The following is a 15802-nucleotide window of genomic DNA, read 5'->3' on the forward strand; positions in this document are numbered from 1 at the left end:
GGAGTTTCGGGACGCAGCGACGATTGTACAGCATCATCGTACAGCCCGGGATAGCAAAACGCTCCCCGTCGAAGCCGCCAATATGAGGTACGCCTCCATGAACCGGCCCCTGATCCTCGCTGCGTTGGGTCTCTCGATCGTCGGCTTTTCGCCCGTTGCGGCGGCCGACAAGAAATATGGGCCCGGTGTCAACGACACCGAAATCAAACTCGGACAGACCATGCCGTATAGCGGACCGCTTTCTTCGCTCAGCAGGTTCGGCCGGGTGGAGGCGGCTTATCTCAGAAAGATCAACGCGTCCGGCGGGATCAATGGCCGCCGGGTCACGCTGGTCTCGCTCGACGATGCGTTCGCGCCGGCCAAGACGGTCGAGCAGACGCGGAAGCTGGTGGAGAGCGATGGCGTGCTGGCGATCGTGGGATCGGTTGGGACCCCAACCAATCTTGCGATTGCGAAATATCTCAACAGCAAGGCCGTGCCGCAAATCCTCGTGCTCTCCAGCACGCCGAAGCTCGACGACCCCGAGAATCTGCCATGGACGACCACATTCATGATTCCGCAGCCGGTCGAGACCAGGATCTACGCGGAGTATCTGCTGAAGACCAAGCCTGACGCGAAGGTCGCGGTGATCTATCAGAACGACGATCTGGGCAAGGGCAACCTGGCCGGCTTCAAGGCGGCTCTGGGATCGAGAGCCTCGGCCATGGTGGTCGGAGAGGCCGCCTACGACATCCTGGATCCAACGGTCGATTCACAAATCGTGGCACTCAAGGCCTCCGGTGCCGATACGTTGTTTCATGCCTCCAACGCACGCTTTGCCGCGCAAGCCATCCGCAAGGCGCATGAGCTTGGCTGGAAGGTCCAGCATGTGCTGCTATCCGGAGTCAGCAGCATTTCGGCTGTCCTGCGTCCGGCAGGACTTGCGGCCTCGACCGGCGCGGTCAGCGCGTTCTGGCTGAAGACAACAGAGGATCCCATGTGGGATGACGATGCCGGTATGCGGGAGTATCGGGCCTTCATGAAGGAGTGGGCACCGAACGACGATATCGAGGAATCGATTTTCCCCTATGCGACCGCCCAGATGATTGTCGAGGTCCTGAAGAAGTGCGGCGACGACCTGTCGCGGGAAAACCTCATCAGGCAGGCAACCGATATTCAAGGGTTTCAGCTGGCGACGTTTCTGCCTGGCCTGACGATCAACGTCACCCCCTCGAGCCGGATCGGCTGGAGAACGGCCAGGATGGCACGTTTCAACGGCACCAGATGGGTGCCGCTCGATGATGCCATCGGCAACTGACGATTGATCGCTTCGCAAACGAACATGTTCGATGGGTGGATCGGGGCCAATGACCGACAGACTGAATATTGCCATCGTCGGCGCAGGGATTGGTGGATTGTCTGCGGCGCTCGCGTTGAGCGCGCGGGGCATGAACGTCACCGTTTTCGAAGCCGCGGAGTCCCCGCGTGAGGCCGGGGCCGGACTGTCCATCCCTCCGAATGCAGTGCTCTTGCTCAAGCGCACGCCGCTTCGCGATGACATCGAGAGGATCACCACAAGGAGCCCGGGCCTCACGCTGCGGAGTTCACGGGGAGAGCCTATCTCGTCCGGTTCTCCCGCGGTGCTGAGCTATCAGATCCACCGCGCCGAGCTCCTCGAGATGCTGCTTGGTGCGGTGAAAGGACCAGTCCGCTTCGGACATCGCTGTATTGCCGTCGATGAAGCGCCAACCGGAGCGCGGTTGAGATTTGCCAATGGTGCCGTCTGCGATGCGGATGTGGTCATCGGTGCGGATGGCATCCATTCAATCGTTCAGCGCGAGATTGGCCTGACGGCGCGCCCGACCAGCGAAGGTATCGTGGCTTACAGGGGACTCGTGCGGGCGGAACAGCTGTCGTGGGCCGGAGAACTGCGCGGCTTGAACATGTGGATGGGGGACGGCCGCAGCTTTATTTGCTTTCCGGTGTCCCAGGGGCGCCTGATCAATATTGTCGCGTTCGTGCCGAGCCCCCTCGATATGGAAGAAACCTGGTTTGCGCCGGGCGACGTCGCGACACTCGCGGGCGAGTATCGGAATTGGGATGCTCCCGTCCGGGACCTCATCGCAGGGCTCGATCACACCTTTCGCTGGGGCATCTATGACAGGCCCCCCTTGCCCTATTGGTCGAAAGGCTGTGTCACGCTTCTTGGCGACGCCGCTCACCCGATGGTCCCGCATTTCGGCCAGGGTGCCGGGCAAGCCATTGAGGACGGTTTTGCCCTTGCCGTTCTGCTCGAGCACGCACGGCGCGACGAAATTCCGGCGAGGCTGCAGGCCTACCAGAACCTGAGGCTGGAACGCACGAGCGGTGTCCAGGCCGCCTCGCGCCTCGCTGGCAGGTTCTACCGATCCGCAGCCGGAAACCCTTCCGAACAGGGGGAGCGGATGCGGGAATGGATGTCGGCCGCGGCCTGGATATTTCCGTACGACGTGGAAGAAGCTGCGGCGGCATTGCGAGGGCTCGCCCGCTCACAACGCCAACTTTTGGCCTGAGCGGCCTTGATCGCCACCACAAATGTCCGGTGGCTATGAGAGCAAATGCCGGCCAGGAGATCAAACAGCGAGGATTAGCGGAAAAGCATTCCAGAATTCGCTGCCGGCAACGACGTGGGAACAGAACGATCGCGAAAACATTTTTCGCATTAATGACTTATGCCCTTGGTGCGCTCGGAGGGACTCGAACCCCCACGATTTTACTCACTGCCACCTCAAGGCAGCGCGTCTACCAATTCCGCCACGAGCGCTTGGGATACCGGCTGGAAGGACTAGCGTCCGCCGGATCAACGGCGCCGATGTAACAAATCAGGGATGGGGGGACAAGGCAGTTTTGCGACTGAATAACTACGAATAACTACCTGACATCAGGCGATTTCGGCAGCATTTGCTTGACTTCGACCGCGATACGGTTGCGATCGACCAGCACCACGCCGGAAGCCACCGGCAGGTTGTTGGCGAGGATCTTGACCTCGTCCGCCTCGGTGGCGTCCAGTTCGATGATGGCGCCGCGGGAAAGCCGCATCACCTGGTGGATGGGCATGGTCGTGGTGCCGAGCACCACCATGAGATCGACGCTGACTTTATCGAGAGTCGCCACTACTGAACCGCCTAAAGGGGGACTAAATTGCGTGGTTCCACCTGACCACGTTATGGTTAGCCAATGGTTAATGACCGCCAAAGCCTTGATTTGACGACATTCGCGCGAGCCCAGGGCGGCGGTGAGGTCGAATGGCGGATTTCGGCTGCTCCTGTGCCCTACCCCGAGGCCGTGGCCGAGATGGAATCACGCGCGGCCGATATCGCCGAGCACAGAGCCGCCGAACTTGTCTGGCTGCTGGAGCATCCCCCGCTCTACACTTCGGGCACCAGCGGCAAGGAAGGCGACCTGCTCGATCCCCGATTCCCGCTCTTCACCACCGGCCGTGGCGGGCAACTCACCTATCACGGCCCCGGCCAGCGGGTGGCCTATGTGATGCTCGACCTCAAGCGCCGCCGGCCGGACGTGCGGGCCTATGTGGCCGGCCTTGAAGAATGGATCATCCGCACGCTCGACGCCTTCAACGTGCGCGGCGAACGGCGCGAGGACCGCGTCGGCGTCTGGGTCAGGCGGCCGGACAAGGGCGCGGGCTACGAGGACAAGATCGCCGCGATCGGCGTGCGGCTGCGGCGCTGGGTGTCGTTCCACGGCATCGCCATCAATGTCGAGCCGGAGCTTTCGCATTTTTCCGCGATCGTTCCCTGCGGCGTCGTCGATCCACGTTATGGCGTCACCTCGCTGGTGGATCTCGGCCTGCCCGTGACGATGGAAGATGTCGACGTCGCGCTGCGGCGGGCGTTTGAAGACGTGTTCGGCGCCACAGCTGCGCGCCTGCCGGAAGCGATTTAGGCCGCTTGATCACCGGAAATCCGTGAGGGCGATCCCGAACCGATTTGATCTCGATCTACCCTGTCATGTTTCCATCGGTCGGCTCTGGTCCCGCAGCAACACAAGCCCCTCAGGAAAGCGAACCCATCCAAACTTCGAATCGCACCAGGCCGCCACCTGCGGCGCAGGGAAAGATGGGTCGGCAAAGCAACCAACCGGTATGCCGATGAGGCCGGGAAAAAGTTCGAGGCTCGTGCTTACTGTCGAGCCACATCGAGGGCAAAATACACAGTGAACGTTCCCGCCTGACGCTCCTTTGCGGGTGAAGATCGAGCTATCGCCCAGGCGGTTGATTACCTGTTCGGAGGTCCATCGGGACGAGAGAGAAAATGCGCTTCCCGAACGCCGTTGGCATCGCGTGCAGTTACAGGCTGTCACCATCGCAGGTTCGCCTTCGACAGTAACGCTTAGCTGCCCACATTGGCAGGTCGCCGTGCGCATCCCCTCATACCTCTCCCGCTACCCGTCAGTGTCGGAAAATCATACGGCGTCCAGTCGCTTGGGCAAGCAGTTTTGGTTGATACGAGTTGCTCCATGAGCTCCCCGTTGCCGATCGGCACTGATATCTGATCTGTCTTTGGCCCGAGGCTTTGTTCCGCCAGCGACTTCCTCTTTTTTTGCGATTTGGCGGCGACAGATCTTCCGCCGGGCGTGAACCGGGCGCACATATTCTGAGCAAGCGGATTTGGAACAGGGGGTCGCGATGACGACGGACAGACTTCCCTTCGAAAACCGGTGGACCAACAATGCGAATGCCCTGCAATGGAATTGCGAGCTTGACCATCTGGGCGTGGCGAACGTGCGGGCCATGTTCGTGGATCACGAAACCCGGCATCCCACCCGGCGCAACGTCGTGCAGGACGTTCCGGCCGGCTTTGTCCGGGACTGGCTGGCGTTCCAGGATCGGCGCGCCGCGCGGCAACAACTGCTTTGGCGCGCAACCGTGATTGCGCTCTCGGGTGTTGCTGCGACGGCGGCCGTGCTGGGCGTACTAAGGACGTGACACGCGCTTCCCGATAAAGTTCACGCCGCAGCCTTCCGCGGCGCCACCTCCAGCTTGCCTGCGATGTAGCGGCGCTCCTGGGTGAGGCCGCCGAAGCCGTAGGCGTCTCCCTTGACCTCGTCGACATGGGCATAGCTTTCCTCGTGCAGCGGCCCGAGCAGTTCGCCCATGCGCCGGAACAGCTCGGCCAGATAGGCCGCCTTCTCGTCCTTGGTGTTGGTGCCCTCGCTGACATGGACGTCGAGCCAGAAGCTGGCGAGGCTCTGCTCGGCGAGCGACTTTCCGCCGGCGAACCAGTCGGCGGCATCGACCGACTTCACGATGATGGCCGTGACCTTGGGGTCCTTGCGCAGGATTCGAGCGGTGAGATCGCTGACGGCAGTGGCGATTTCCGCCTTCAGCGACGGCGACTTGCGGACGCTGGAATAGGTGACGGTGATGAGCGGCATGGTCGTTTCTCCTTCGATGGATCGCGCTAGCATCGCGCTCCCATTGATGTAGACCCGGGGCCATCATTTTGGTATCTTATCTCTGTTCATAACAGTGATAACATATGTTGATGATGATATGAGCACGCTGGATATCGACACCGTTCAGGCGTTCCTGCTGGTCGCCGAACTGCAGGGCTTCACCCGCGCCGCCGAGGTGCTCGGCACCACGCAAGCCGCCGTCAGCATGAAGCTGCAGCGGCTGGAGAGCGTGGTCGGCAAGCGGCTGGTCGAGCGCTCGCCGCGGGCGGTCGCCCTGACCGCCGAAGGCGCGGCGTTCCTGTCCCACGCCCGCGCGCTGATCGAAGCGCATGACCGCGCGTTATCGGGCGAGACGCCCGCGCGCCAGCAATTGTCGCTCGGCATCTCCGATCACGCCGCGGGGCCGGAACTGGTGCCGCTGCTCGAACGGTTGCACGCGATGTCGTCGCAACTGGCGCTTTCCGTGACCATCGGCTTTTCGCGCGCGATGCTGGATGCCTACGATGCCGGCGAACTCGACGCCGTGGTGGTGCGGCAGGAAGGCAGCCGTCGCGGCGGCGAGAAGCTGACCGAGGATGAGTTCGGCTGGTTCGCCGCCAAACGCCTGGCCTGGCGCCGCGGCGAGACGCTGCCTCTTGCCACGCTGGCGCCGCCCTGCGGCGTGCGCGCGCTCGCCATCCGCGCCCTCGACAAGGCCGGCATCGCATGGACCGAGCGCTTTGTGGGCGGCGGCGTCACCGCCGTGGCCGCAGCCGCATTGGCCGGCCTTGCGGTAGCGCCGCTGGCCCGGCGGATCGCGCCGCCAGGCTTGGTCGACATCGGACCGGCCGAAGGGATGCCGCGGCTTTCTTCCTCGAAGGTGATGCTGCACTCAAAGGTCAGCGACCCCGCCAAGCGCGCGGCATTGCGGACGCTGGCGGCGACGTTCAGGAGCGCGGTTGCCTAGGCGAAGCGGTCCGTTTCGCCGGCGTAACGGACCATTTCGTTAAAAAGCCGATTTTTCGGGAACCAATGCGCGCGTTGTACGTTTGCGCCACTGAAACGGACAGTCGGATGTTCAAAAAAGATCAGCAACGGCAAAGGGATCTATACGAATCCGAACGTAATTTCCGACTCCTGGTTGAAGGCGTTGCCGACTACGCGCTTTACATGCTGGACCCTGACGGCGTGGTGACGAGCTGGAACATCGGCGGCCAGCGGATCAAGGGTTACGCGCCCGACGAAATCATCGGGCAGCACTTTTCCCGTTTCTATACCGAAGTCGACCGCGCCAACGGCAAGCCGATCCGCGCCTTGCGCATTGCCCGCGAACAGGGCCGCTACGAGGAGGAAGGCTGGCGCGTCCGCAAGGACGGCACCTTCTTCTGGGCCAGCGTCATCATCGACACCATCTATGAAGACGGCAAGCTGGTCGGCTTCGCCAAGATCACCCGGGACATTACCGAACGCCGCGAAGCCCAGCTCAAGCTCGAACAGGTGCACCAGCAGCTTGCAGAATCGCAGAAGCTCGACGCACTCGGCCAGCTGACCGGCGGCGTGGCGCATGATTTCAACAACCTCTTGATGATCATCAGCGGCAGTCTTCACACGCTGAGGAAAGCCATGGACACCGATCCCAAATGCCTGCGGGCGCTGGCGGCGATCGAAGGGGCAACCAAGCGCGGCGCCTCCCTCACCAGCCAGTTGCTGACGTTCGCACGGCGGCAGAGCGTCAATCCGCAGGCGGTCGACATCGCCGAGCGCATCTATGCGGTGCGCGAAGTGCTCAACACCGGCGTCGGCAGCGCGGTGACGCTGCAATTCGAGGTCGCCCCGGGGGTCTGGCCGGTCATGGTCGACGTCGCCGAGTTCGAGACGGCGCTGGTCAATCTCGTCATCAACGCGCGCGACGCGATGACCGGCGGCGTCATCACGATATCGGCGCGTAACGACACGCTCCGCGACGAGATCAACGCCGGCGAGTATGTCGCCATTGCTGTCGAAGACAGCGGCTCCGGCATCGCGCCCGATATTCTCAGCAAGATCTTCGATCCATTCTTCACCACCAAGCCGATCGGCAAGGGCACCGGGTTGGGACTGTCTCAGGTTCATGGCTTCGCGCATCAGGCCGGCGGAACGGTCAAGGTGGCGAGCGAACTCGGCAAGGGCACCCGGGTCACGATCCTGCTGCCGCGAAAGGAAACCGCGCCCGCGGCCGAGGACGCCAATGCGGCGGAGATCAGCGGCAGCGGCATCGTGCTGCTGGTCGAGGACAATCCGGAGGTCGCATCCGTCAGCGCCGGCCTGCTCGAACAGCTCGGCTACACCGTCCGCAAGGTGGCGAATGCCGAAGCGGCCTTGCGCGAAATCGAGCTCGACGGAATAGACCTCGTCTTCTCCGACATCGTGATGCCCGGCAAAATGGACGGCCTCGGTCTGGCGCGCCACCTGAAGGCTGTCAGGCCCAGACTGCCGATCCTGCTAGCCAGCGGCTACAGCGATGCCGCGCTGAGTGTGCGCGGCGATTTTCCGATTCTGCGCAAGCCCTATGAAATCCACGAACTCAGCCAGGCGATCGCGAAGCTGCCGCGGTGACGACACCAGGCAGGACACGCCGGAAAATATCCGGAAACATCGGGAAACATTTACGACCCCTTAACCATGCTTTGAAATGGTCCGCGGCGGTAACGGTCCCTTAACCGTCGCCCAAACGGGGAACGCGAATGACCTCGATAAACACCGGACCGAATCCGTACGCCCAACTGGGCTCGGCCTATGCCCGTGCGGCTGCCACCCAACCGTCGCTGGCCAACACGCTCAACGATGCGGAGAATGGCAATCCGCCTGACAGCTCCGCGGCGACCAATTTGACGCTGTCGGCAGCGGCGCGAGCGCGGCTCGCCAGCGGGGCGGCATCGAAGGATTTTACGACAGTGACTGCCGAGGCACGCTCAGCGCTCGATGCGCTCTACGCCGCCGCCAAGGTCGAGGGGCCGATCGGCACCGACGGCAAGACGACGGTCGACCTGTCGTCGCTCGACCGACGTTCGCTGTTTGCGGTTGCGACCAACAATGGCGGCAAGTTCAGCCCCGACGAACAGAAGGCCGCCACAACCGAACTCGGCAGCCGCTTCGACAACGTGCTGGCGCCGGCCGCGGCGACGTCGAAGCTGACAGGCGACTTCAGTTCGCTTTACAAGGCAGCGCTCGACTATCTCGATGGCGCGAGCGACGAGGAGAAGGCAACGGTGACCTGGTCGGCACAGCGGGCTGCGGTGCTCAAGGGCGTCCAGGCCACGCTGCAAAATCCGGCTGTCGTGCCCGACATCGCCAACGATCCGGTCGGTGCCTATCTGTCGCAGAATGCCGCTGGCGACAGCACCGCAACCCAGAATATCTCGACCGTCGCCAGGAAAGTCCGCGCCGCGCTCGACGCGCAGGCCAAGGCCGCCACTGCCGCTGGCAAGGAGCTGGTGTACGATCCGGGCCGCAAGACCGGTCAGCAGGCGGACCTCGCTTCGCTCGACAACCGTTCGCTGGCGGCGATCTCGCTCAACCAGGATGGCTTGTTCTCGAAGCTGGAGAGCTTTGCCGCCAAGCAGTTGCTGGCTTCGCGCAGCCGTGCCAGCATTCTCGCCGCACTCAATCAGAGCCAGACCAGCGGCGACCCGTCCCAGCTCAGCCTCGGAATCCTCAACACCTACTCGTCGATGAGTTCAGAGGAACGCCAGGCCGTGAACTGGACACCGAGCTTCCGCGACCATGCGGTCGCCAGCTACAAATCGACAAGACAGATTCTGTCGATGTTGAGGGGCGGCTGATCGCAGCGCCCCTCACAGGATCGCCTCGAACGCGCTGCGCAGCGTTTCGTGACGGAATACGAAGCCGTTGCTGAGCGCCTTGTTCGGCAGTACGCGCTGGCCGCCCAACAGCAATTCATTGGCAAAGTCACCGCCGACACGGCGCAGCAAACCGCCGGGAATCCGGAAGATCGCGGGCCGGTGCAGCCGGCGGCCCAATTCCTCGGTGAACTTCGTATTGGTCACGGGAATCGGCGCGGTGGCATTGATCGGCCCAACCAGTTCAGGCTTTGCGATCACATGCGCGATCAGCCGGATCAGATCGTCGCGCTCGATCCACGACATCCACTGCCGGCCCGAGCCCAGCGGTCCGCCGAGGCCGAATTCGAACGGTGTCAGCATCCGCGTGATGAAGCCGCCATCGGTGCCGATCACGAGGCCGATCCGCAGACAGACCACGCGCACGCCGTGCGCTTCGGCCAGACCCGCCGCGTTCTCCCAGGCGTCGCAGAGTTCGTGGCTGAAGCAGGTATGGGATTTTGCCGACTCGGTCAGCACCTGGTCCTGCCACAGCCCGTACCAGCCGATCGCGGAGCCCGAGACCAGCACCGCCGGCTTGCGTTCCAGCCGCGCGATCAGGGCAACGACATCGCCTGTCATGTTGATGCGGGAGTCGAGGATTTTTCGACGCTTGGCTTCGGTCCACAGCCCGTTGCCGATCGGCTCGCCCGCGAGATTGACGATCGCATCGATATGGGTGTTCGCCGGAAGCTGATCGAGGCTCGTGATCAGCGTGATCGGCGGCGGCAACATCTCGGCTTTCGCTGGGTTGCGCACAAGCGCGATCACCTGATGGCCTGCGCCGCTCAGGCCTGCGACCAGACGGCTGCCGATGAAGCCGGTGGCGCCGGTGACCAGCACGGTCTGCCGCGCGGGCAGTTTTTCGACCAGGCCTGCGGCGGGTGCGCAGGTCATGCGCGAAAGGCGCTTTGACGCGGTAAAATCGCGCAGGCCGCACAGCGCGGCGCCCGCGGCGGCCGCCGCCGCGATCAGGCTGAGCCAGCCCGTGTAGGCCGATGTGACGCCGGTCGGCTGCATCGCCCAATCGATCAGGACCGGCAGCAGCAGCACCAGGATGGCGCCGTAATTGATCGCGAGCAGCGTGTGATTGATGCGTTCGCTGGCCGGCAATTTCCGGCTCATGTCCTCCTCGACGAAATCCATCAGCGTGATGACGATTTCGGCGGCCAGCACCGCGATGATCAGCATCGCCAGGATGCCGTGCACTTCCAGCCAGCCCAGCACCAGGAACAGCAGCGCATAAAGCATGTTGCGCAGGCTGTGGAGCTGCAGCTCGTAGCGCTGCGAGGGACGCCAGGCGAGCCGCTCGGTCAGTTCATGGTGATAGAACGTGTCGAACACACCCATCACGACCTGAATCGCGATCAGGATCCAAAGCAGCGACGTCATGATGCGGCCTCCCGGAACAATGCGGATTGACGAATGAGTTTGCCAAAGCGCGGATGAACGATATCCAGCGTGAAGCGGAACGTGCCGCCGCCGAGATCGGAATGCATCACGGTGAGGTCGCCGGGCGTGAACCGCGTGGGCAGCGGCAATCGCAACGGCCCGATCTGCAGGGAATATCCGACGCTGCGAAACACCAGCGCCTCGTGCTCGACGGAGATGCGCAGCGCCATGGCGATGCCGTAGCCGACATATTCTTCGAGCCCGGTCGGACCGGCGAAGCGTTTGGCGGAATGGATCACCTGCGGAAAGCCGTTGCTGCGCGCACAGATGCGGGTCCAGATCTGGCCGCCGCTCGCCGCATCCTCGGTCACCGTCACGACCATCGGGACGCCGGTCTCGGCCCCAGTCGGCAGCGGCCCGCCGATCAGGCGCGCAAGCTGCGCCAGCCACCAGCCGGCGCGGCTAAAACTCGCCTCCTCGATTGTGCCGACATAGACGACGGTCTCGCCATCGGCAAAACGCTTTGAAAAACGCCGCCAGATCGCCAGCGGCAGCCGGCCCCACTCCTGGTCGGGCAACAGATTGTGGAAGCGGCGGTCGTCTAGCAGGATGGTGTTCGAGGCGGGCGTTGCGGGAAGCCTTGGTACTCTTGTAGACGCCATCACACGCTCCTGCTTTGCCCCTCTGCCCTACCTGGATTTCCCCACCGGCAAGAAACTGACGATCTTCTCGCCAAGCTTGATCAGCGCGACCAGTCTCGGCCGCGGCACGTTCAGCATCTGCATGTACCAGCGGTCGACCAGTTCAGTGAACGCCAGCATTTCCTTCAGCCGCTTGCTCGCGATCGGGCTGATGGTCGGATCGTCAGCCGCGTCCGAAACGCAGGCGCGCAGCGCATCGACCGCGGGATCGATCTCGCGCTCCTTGCGGCCGGCGGCGATCCGCGCCGCCACTTCCCAGATGTCGGTCTCCGCCTCGAAATGATCGCGGCGGTCGCCGAGGATCGGCACCCGGCGGATCAGATTCCAGGCCAGCAATTCCTTGATCGAGTTGGAGACGTTGGACCGCGCCATGCCGAGCGTCTCGGCGATGTCCTCGGCGGTCATCGGCACCTCGGCGAGATACAGCAGGCCGTGGATCTGGCTGACGGAGCGGTTGACGCCCCACTCGTCCCCCATGTCGCCCCAGTGCAGGATGAACCGCTCGACGGCGGCCGGGAGTTTCTTTTTATCGGTTGTTTCTGTCATAACAGAAATATCTGACGGAACTGCCTGAATGTCAAGTCCCGCGCGCAGCGCCAGTGTCGCGGTCGGAAACTTGCGTTGGAATGACCTCCTGCCCCCGGCTTTCGGGTTCCGGCCACGGAACCCGAACGAAATTCCGGTTCCGTCGTTTCCCGGGTCAATTCGTTAACCCTTTGGCACCGGCCGCCTCTTAGATTCCCCTCACGCATTGCCGGCAACGAGGTCTGGCACGGCCATCAAGGCGGAAGATGCCCGATCGAAACTTCCCAGGCCCCGGCAGGCTGCTGCGCCGGATATCTCCCGTAGCGGCGGTGATCGCCTTTGCGCTGGCGATGACCGCCTGTGTTCTGGGCGTCGTGATCTGGAAATCGCTCGAGGCCAAGGCGACCGCGCTCGCGGGCGGCCAGACCGACATTCAGAACCTCACGCACTCGTTGGCCGAGCACGCATCGCATACCATCCGATCAGCCGATATCGCGATGGCCGGAATGGTCGATTTGCTTAAGTATCGGGATCCGCTGCCGGAGCGGTTCAACCCATACCTGGCAGAGACGGTCAGTTCGCTGCCTCAGCTTCGCGAGATCGGCGTGCTCGATGTCGACGGCAAATGGCGATATTCGTCGTTGCCGGAAACACCAGGGCACAGTAATTCCGACCGAAGCTACTTCATCCATCATCGGGACACACCGGGAGGCGCACTGCGCATCAACGAACCGCTTCAGTCACGCTTGACCGGACGGTCCACGATCATCCTTTCGAAACGCATCGACAGGCAGGACGGCAGCTTCGCCGGTGTCCTCACCGCCGCAATCGACAGCGACTACTTCAATCGCTTCTACAAGACCTTCCAGCTCGGTCCCGACGGCAGCATCAGCCTGTTACGGAATGACGGCGCCGTCCTGATCCGCTGGCCGTTCTCCGACAGAAGTACGAATCTTTCCGGGACCGATCTGTTTTCGAGGTACCTGAAGCTCAGTTCCGTCGGGTACTACAAGATCATCTCCCCGTTCGACGGTATCGTGAAATATTTCGGCTATGAGGAAACACCGCATTATCCGACGATCGTCACCCTGGCAATGTCGGAAGACTGGCTGCTGGCGGATTGGCGGAGAACGCTACGAACCGACGCCATCGTTGCCGGCGCGCTGCTGTGCATGATCGTTCTGCTGGCCGCGCTGCTCTCCCTGCAACTGCGCTCCCGAATAAAGGCTGTGCGTGCATTGCGCCAGAGTGAGGCCCATTACCGCCTGCTCGCGGACAACATCGCCGACATCATCATCCTGATCGATGCCCGCGGCCTGTTGCGCTATGTTTCGCGGTCGGCCGAATCGGTGCTGGGATTCCGCCCGAAGGATATTGTCGGCAAATCGTGCTTCGACCTGGTGCATCCCGACGACAGGGAGAGCATCAAATCGGCGACCGCGGGGATCAATAGCGTCGACAGTGTCAGCACCGTCGTGTTCCGACACTATCGCGGCGACGGCACGCTGGCGTGGGTGGAAAGCAAGTTCAAGCTGGCGACGGAACCGGGCGATCCCACCCGGACGGAATTCCTCTGCGTCATCCGCGACGTCACCGAACGCAAGCGCATGGAAGACGAGCTGACCCAGCTCAACCGCCGCCTCACCCAGCTCGCTGCAACCGACGGACTGACCGGGCTCACCAACCGCCGCACCTTCGACGGCTTCCTGCGGCGCGAATACGAATCCTGCGACGAGATTGCGGTATTGCTGTTCGATATTGACAATTTCAAGGGTTACAACGACACCAACGGACACCAGGCCGGCGACCGTTGCCTGCAGGCGGTCGCAAAGGCGATCGGCGATACGACCTCGAATACGTCGGGCCTGTCGGCACGCTATGGCGGCGAGGAATTCGCCGTCGTGCTGCCGAATACCACGGAAAGCGCCGCCCTGAAGGTCGCCGAAAGCATTCGGCTGACGGTTCGGGCGCTGGGCATTCCGAACACGGCCTCCAGCCGCGGATACATCACCATCAGCGCGGGCGTCGCCGCCAGAAACCGCTCGACGATCGACGAGGCCGCGTTGGTGGGAGAAGCCGACACCGCGCTCTATCAAGCCAAGCGTCTCGGCCGGAATCGCAGCATCCTGTATTCCTCCCTCGACCTGCACTATGTCGAGAGCGAATCGATCCAGCACGACGGCGAGTTCACGCCGGGCGAACGGACGCGTTAGTGCAATTTCCGGCGAAAGCGCCTGCCCCCGACTTGACCCGGGTGTAAGCCCCCGTTCGCGTCAAGAAATTCCGGCGACCATTTGGCCGACTGGTGAGCCAGCTCACATTCATGCACAGCCCTCCGCGCTATCAATGCACGGGCGCCGACGCATGGAGGTCACGGATGACTGCTATCGAACGAGCGCTTTCACGCGCCATTGTCAGCATTAACGGCAACGAGGTTCTCAAACAGATCGTGCTTCTCTGCGCAGCCGGCCTGCTCGTTTCCCTGCTGATGCTGACTTACGGTGTGGATCTAAGCCCGGGGTTCTTCTAGCGCCCTCCGGATCCTATCGCGGTCCAGGCCGCCACGAGAGGTCGTCAGACAGCACATAGATCATGATCGCGGCCAGGCACATCACGACACCGATCCAGAAGATCGGGGAATGATGGATCCGTCTCCAGTCCCGTCCAGGGTGTTGCGGCGTCATTTGGTCACCTCGTGGGTGCGTATCAGCCTGTCAGGGCGGTCAGACGGTCCGCAGCACCGAGAACCGCTCGCTCGCCTCCCGCAAGTTCAGCATGTCGGGATTGCCGGATTCATCCCGCAGCGCCTCCACTCGCGCCGATGATGGCCCGCGCCGGCATGCCGCGATCATGGCGGTTACGGCTTCCGCGGGGCCTGAGAACACCGCCTCGACGCTGCCATCCCGGCGATTGCGCACCCAGCCTTCGAGATCACGCGACCGCGCCTCGTGTTCGACAAAGTAGCGATAGCCGACGCCCTGAACCCGCCCGCTGATCGTGACATGGCGGATCGCGGCGCTCACGGCTTCTTCAATCCGAGGAATGCGCCACTGCGCGCCTTCACGTCCGCCTCGCGCATCGCCCTGCCGGTCAGTTCGGACGACGCCATACCCTTCAGGTTCTTCGGCGAACCTCCCTCACGCAACGCCTTCAGCGTGTCATAGACGGCCTGGGTGGCGGCGGCGAACGGCGCGTGGCCCTGCAATGCGATCCGCACGCGCTGGCTTGCGAGATAATCGAGCGCGGTCATGTCATCGGGCGCGCCGCCGAGCACGATCGGCAACCGGGTGGCGGCGGAAATGGCTTCGAGTTCGCCGCGGTTCTTGATGCCGGTGAAGAACAGCGCATCGACGCCGGTGGCCTCATACGCCTTCGCGCGCGCAATGGCGTCATCAAGACCGGTGACGGATACGGCGCCGGTGCGGCCGATCACGACCAGCGTGGGATCGCTGCGGCCATCGAGCGCGGCCTTCATTTTGCCGACGCCCTCCTCCAGCGGGATCAGTTGCGTCCCTGACTGCGCGAACGCCTGCGGCAGCAGCGTATCCTCGATCGTCAGGCCGGCGGCGCCAGCCGTCTCCAGCTCCTGCACGGTGCGGCGGACGTTAAGCGCGTTGCCATAGCCATGGTCGGCATCGACCAGCACCGGCAGGGTCGAGGCGCGCGACATCCGGCGCATTTGCTCAGCCAACTCCGTCAACGTGATCAGCGCAATATCGGGATCGCCGAGCACCACCAGCGAGGCCACGGAGCCGCCGAACATGCCGAGTTCAAAGCCGAGGTCTTCGGCAATGCGGATCGATGTCGCGTCATAGACCGACCCGGGCCGGATGCAGGTGGGGCCGGCAAGGATCGCGCGCAGGACTTCGCGGCGTTGGCGAAAGGCCATTACAA

General features: G+C 63.1%; 17 protein-coding genes and 1 tRNA gene. 9 read left to right on the top strand and 9 right to left on the bottom strand.

Annotated elements, in window-relative coordinates:
* The first annotated feature begins 97 nt into the window (after nucleotides 1-97).
* Together ACPPVP_RS27060 and ACPPVP_RS27065 are read left to right on the top strand one after the other, a co-directional pair.
* Nucleotides 98-1297: an ABC transporter substrate-binding protein gene (locus ACPPVP_RS27060; RefSeq protein ID WP_426526137.1), complete on the top strand. Its 1200-nt coding sequence runs from the start codon at nucleotides 98-100 to the stop codon at nucleotides 1295-1297.
* Between the two features lie 49 nt (nucleotides 1298-1346).
* Nucleotides 1347-2531: an FAD-dependent oxidoreductase gene (locus tag ACPPVP_RS27065; protein WP_426526139.1), complete on the top strand. Its 1185-nt coding sequence runs from the start codon at nucleotides 1347-1349 to the stop codon at nucleotides 2529-2531.
* Between the two features lie 166 nt (nucleotides 2532-2697).
* Here the strand turns inward: ACPPVP_RS27065 and ACPPVP_RS27070 are convergent.
* Together ACPPVP_RS27070 and ACPPVP_RS27075 are read right to left on the bottom strand one after the other, a co-directional pair.
* Nucleotides 2698-2782: transfer RNA gene (locus ACPPVP_RS27070), tRNA-Leu, on the bottom strand.
* A gap of 107 nt (nucleotides 2783-2889) precedes the next feature.
* Entirely contained in the window at nucleotides 2890-3132 is a 243-nt protein-coding gene (locus tag ACPPVP_RS27075; RefSeq protein WP_066505938.1) for a FliM/FliN family flagellar motor switch protein, read from the bottom strand.
* A gap of 63 nt (nucleotides 3133-3195) precedes the next feature.
* Between ACPPVP_RS27075 and lipB the strand changes: the two genes are divergently transcribed.
* The gene (gene lipB, locus ACPPVP_RS27080; protein ID WP_426526141.1) at nucleotides 3196-3921 is read left to right on the top strand and encodes a lipoyl(octanoyl) transferase LipB; all 726 of its coding nucleotides are present in this window, start codon (nucleotides 3196-3198) and stop codon (nucleotides 3919-3921) included.
* A 63-nt stretch (nucleotides 3922-3984) separates the two neighbouring features.
* Here lipB and ACPPVP_RS27085 read toward each other — a convergent pair whose 3' ends face one another.
* A complete protein-coding gene (locus ACPPVP_RS27085) occupies nucleotides 3985-4401 on the bottom strand; it encodes a GFA family protein (RefSeq protein WP_426526143.1) in 417 nt (138 codons plus the stop codon).
* Nucleotides 4402-4663: 262 nt separating this feature from the next.
* Between ACPPVP_RS27085 and ACPPVP_RS27090 the strand changes: the two genes are divergently transcribed.
* On the top strand, nucleotides 4664-4963 hold the full coding sequence (locus ACPPVP_RS27090; protein WP_426526145.1) for a hypothetical protein: 300 nt from the start codon (nucleotides 4664-4666) through the stop codon (nucleotides 4961-4963).
* 20 nt (nucleotides 4964-4983) lie between these two features.
* Here the strand turns inward: ACPPVP_RS27090 and ACPPVP_RS27095 are convergent, their stop codons facing one another.
* Nucleotides 4984-5412, bottom strand: a complete 429-nt coding sequence (locus ACPPVP_RS27095) for a tautomerase family protein (protein ID WP_426526147.1) — start codon at nucleotides 5410-5412, stop codon at nucleotides 4984-4986.
* A 118-nt stretch (nucleotides 5413-5530) separates the two neighbouring features.
* Between ACPPVP_RS27095 and ACPPVP_RS27100 the strand changes: the two genes are divergently transcribed.
* From ACPPVP_RS27100 to ACPPVP_RS27110, 3 genes are all read left to right on the top strand, one after another.
* Nucleotides 5531-6379, top strand: coding sequence for a LysR family transcriptional regulator (locus ACPPVP_RS27100; RefSeq protein WP_426526149.1), 849 nt, complete (start codon nucleotides 5531-5533; stop codon nucleotides 6377-6379).
* A 107-nt stretch (nucleotides 6380-6486) separates the two neighbouring features.
* A complete protein-coding gene (locus ACPPVP_RS27105) occupies nucleotides 6487-8007 on the top strand; it encodes an ATP-binding protein (protein WP_426526151.1) in 1521 nt (506 codons plus the stop codon).
* 128 nt (nucleotides 8008-8135) lie between these two features.
* Entirely contained in the window at nucleotides 8136-9233 is a 1098-nt protein-coding gene (locus ACPPVP_RS27110) for a hypothetical protein (protein ID WP_426526153.1), read from the top strand.
* Nucleotides 9234-9245: 12 nt separating this feature from the next.
* On the opposite strand, the gene ACPPVP_RS27115 is transcribed toward ACPPVP_RS27110, so the two are convergent.
* From ACPPVP_RS27115 to ACPPVP_RS27125, 3 genes are read right to left on the bottom strand one after another with little or no spacing between them, the layout of a single operon-like run.
* Nucleotides 9246-10682: a TIGR01777 family oxidoreductase gene (locus ACPPVP_RS27115; RefSeq protein WP_426526155.1), complete on the bottom strand. Its 1437-nt coding sequence runs from the start codon at nucleotides 10680-10682 to the stop codon at nucleotides 9246-9248.
* Entirely contained in the window at nucleotides 10679-11344 is a 666-nt protein-coding gene (locus ACPPVP_RS27120; RefSeq protein WP_426526157.1) for a DUF4166 domain-containing protein, read from the bottom strand. Before ACPPVP_RS27120 ends, ACPPVP_RS27115 begins: the two co-directional genes overlap by 4 nt.
* Nucleotides 11345-11371: 27 nt before the next feature.
* Nucleotides 11372-11929, bottom strand: coding sequence for a GbsR/MarR family transcriptional regulator (locus ACPPVP_RS27125; protein ID WP_426526159.1), 558 nt, complete (start codon nucleotides 11927-11929; stop codon nucleotides 11372-11374).
* A gap of 245 nt (nucleotides 11930-12174) precedes the next feature.
* Here ACPPVP_RS27125 and ACPPVP_RS27130 point away from each other — a divergent pair, with 245 nt between their 5' ends.
* Both ACPPVP_RS27130 and ACPPVP_RS27135 read left to right on the top strand, forming a co-directional pair.
* The gene (locus tag ACPPVP_RS27130; RefSeq protein WP_426526162.1) at nucleotides 12175-14121 is read left to right on the top strand and encodes a diguanylate cyclase domain-containing protein; all 1947 of its coding nucleotides are present in this window, start codon (nucleotides 12175-12177) and stop codon (nucleotides 14119-14121) included.
* Between the two features lie 164 nt (nucleotides 14122-14285).
* On the top strand, nucleotides 14286-14438 hold the full coding sequence (locus ACPPVP_RS27135) for a hypothetical protein (protein WP_426526164.1): 153 nt from the start codon (nucleotides 14286-14288) through the stop codon (nucleotides 14436-14438).
* Nucleotides 14439-14631: 193 nt separating this feature from the next.
* Here ACPPVP_RS27135 and ACPPVP_RS27140 read toward each other — a convergent pair whose 3' ends face one another.
* Entirely contained in the window at nucleotides 14632-14931 is a 300-nt protein-coding gene (locus tag ACPPVP_RS27140; protein ID WP_426526165.1) for an acylphosphatase, read from the bottom strand.
* On the bottom strand, nucleotides 14928-15797 hold the full coding sequence (locus ACPPVP_RS27145; protein WP_426526167.1) for an isocitrate lyase/PEP mutase family protein: 870 nt from the start codon (nucleotides 15795-15797) through the stop codon (nucleotides 14928-14930). The genes ACPPVP_RS27140 and ACPPVP_RS27145 overlap by 4 nt, the downstream gene beginning before the upstream one ends.
* Nucleotides 15798-15802 lie beyond the last annotated feature (5 nt).

Source organism: Bradyrhizobium sp. McL0615, assembly GCF_049993905.1.
Taxonomy (GTDB): domain Bacteria; phylum Pseudomonadota; class Alphaproteobacteria; order Rhizobiales; family Xanthobacteraceae; genus Bradyrhizobium.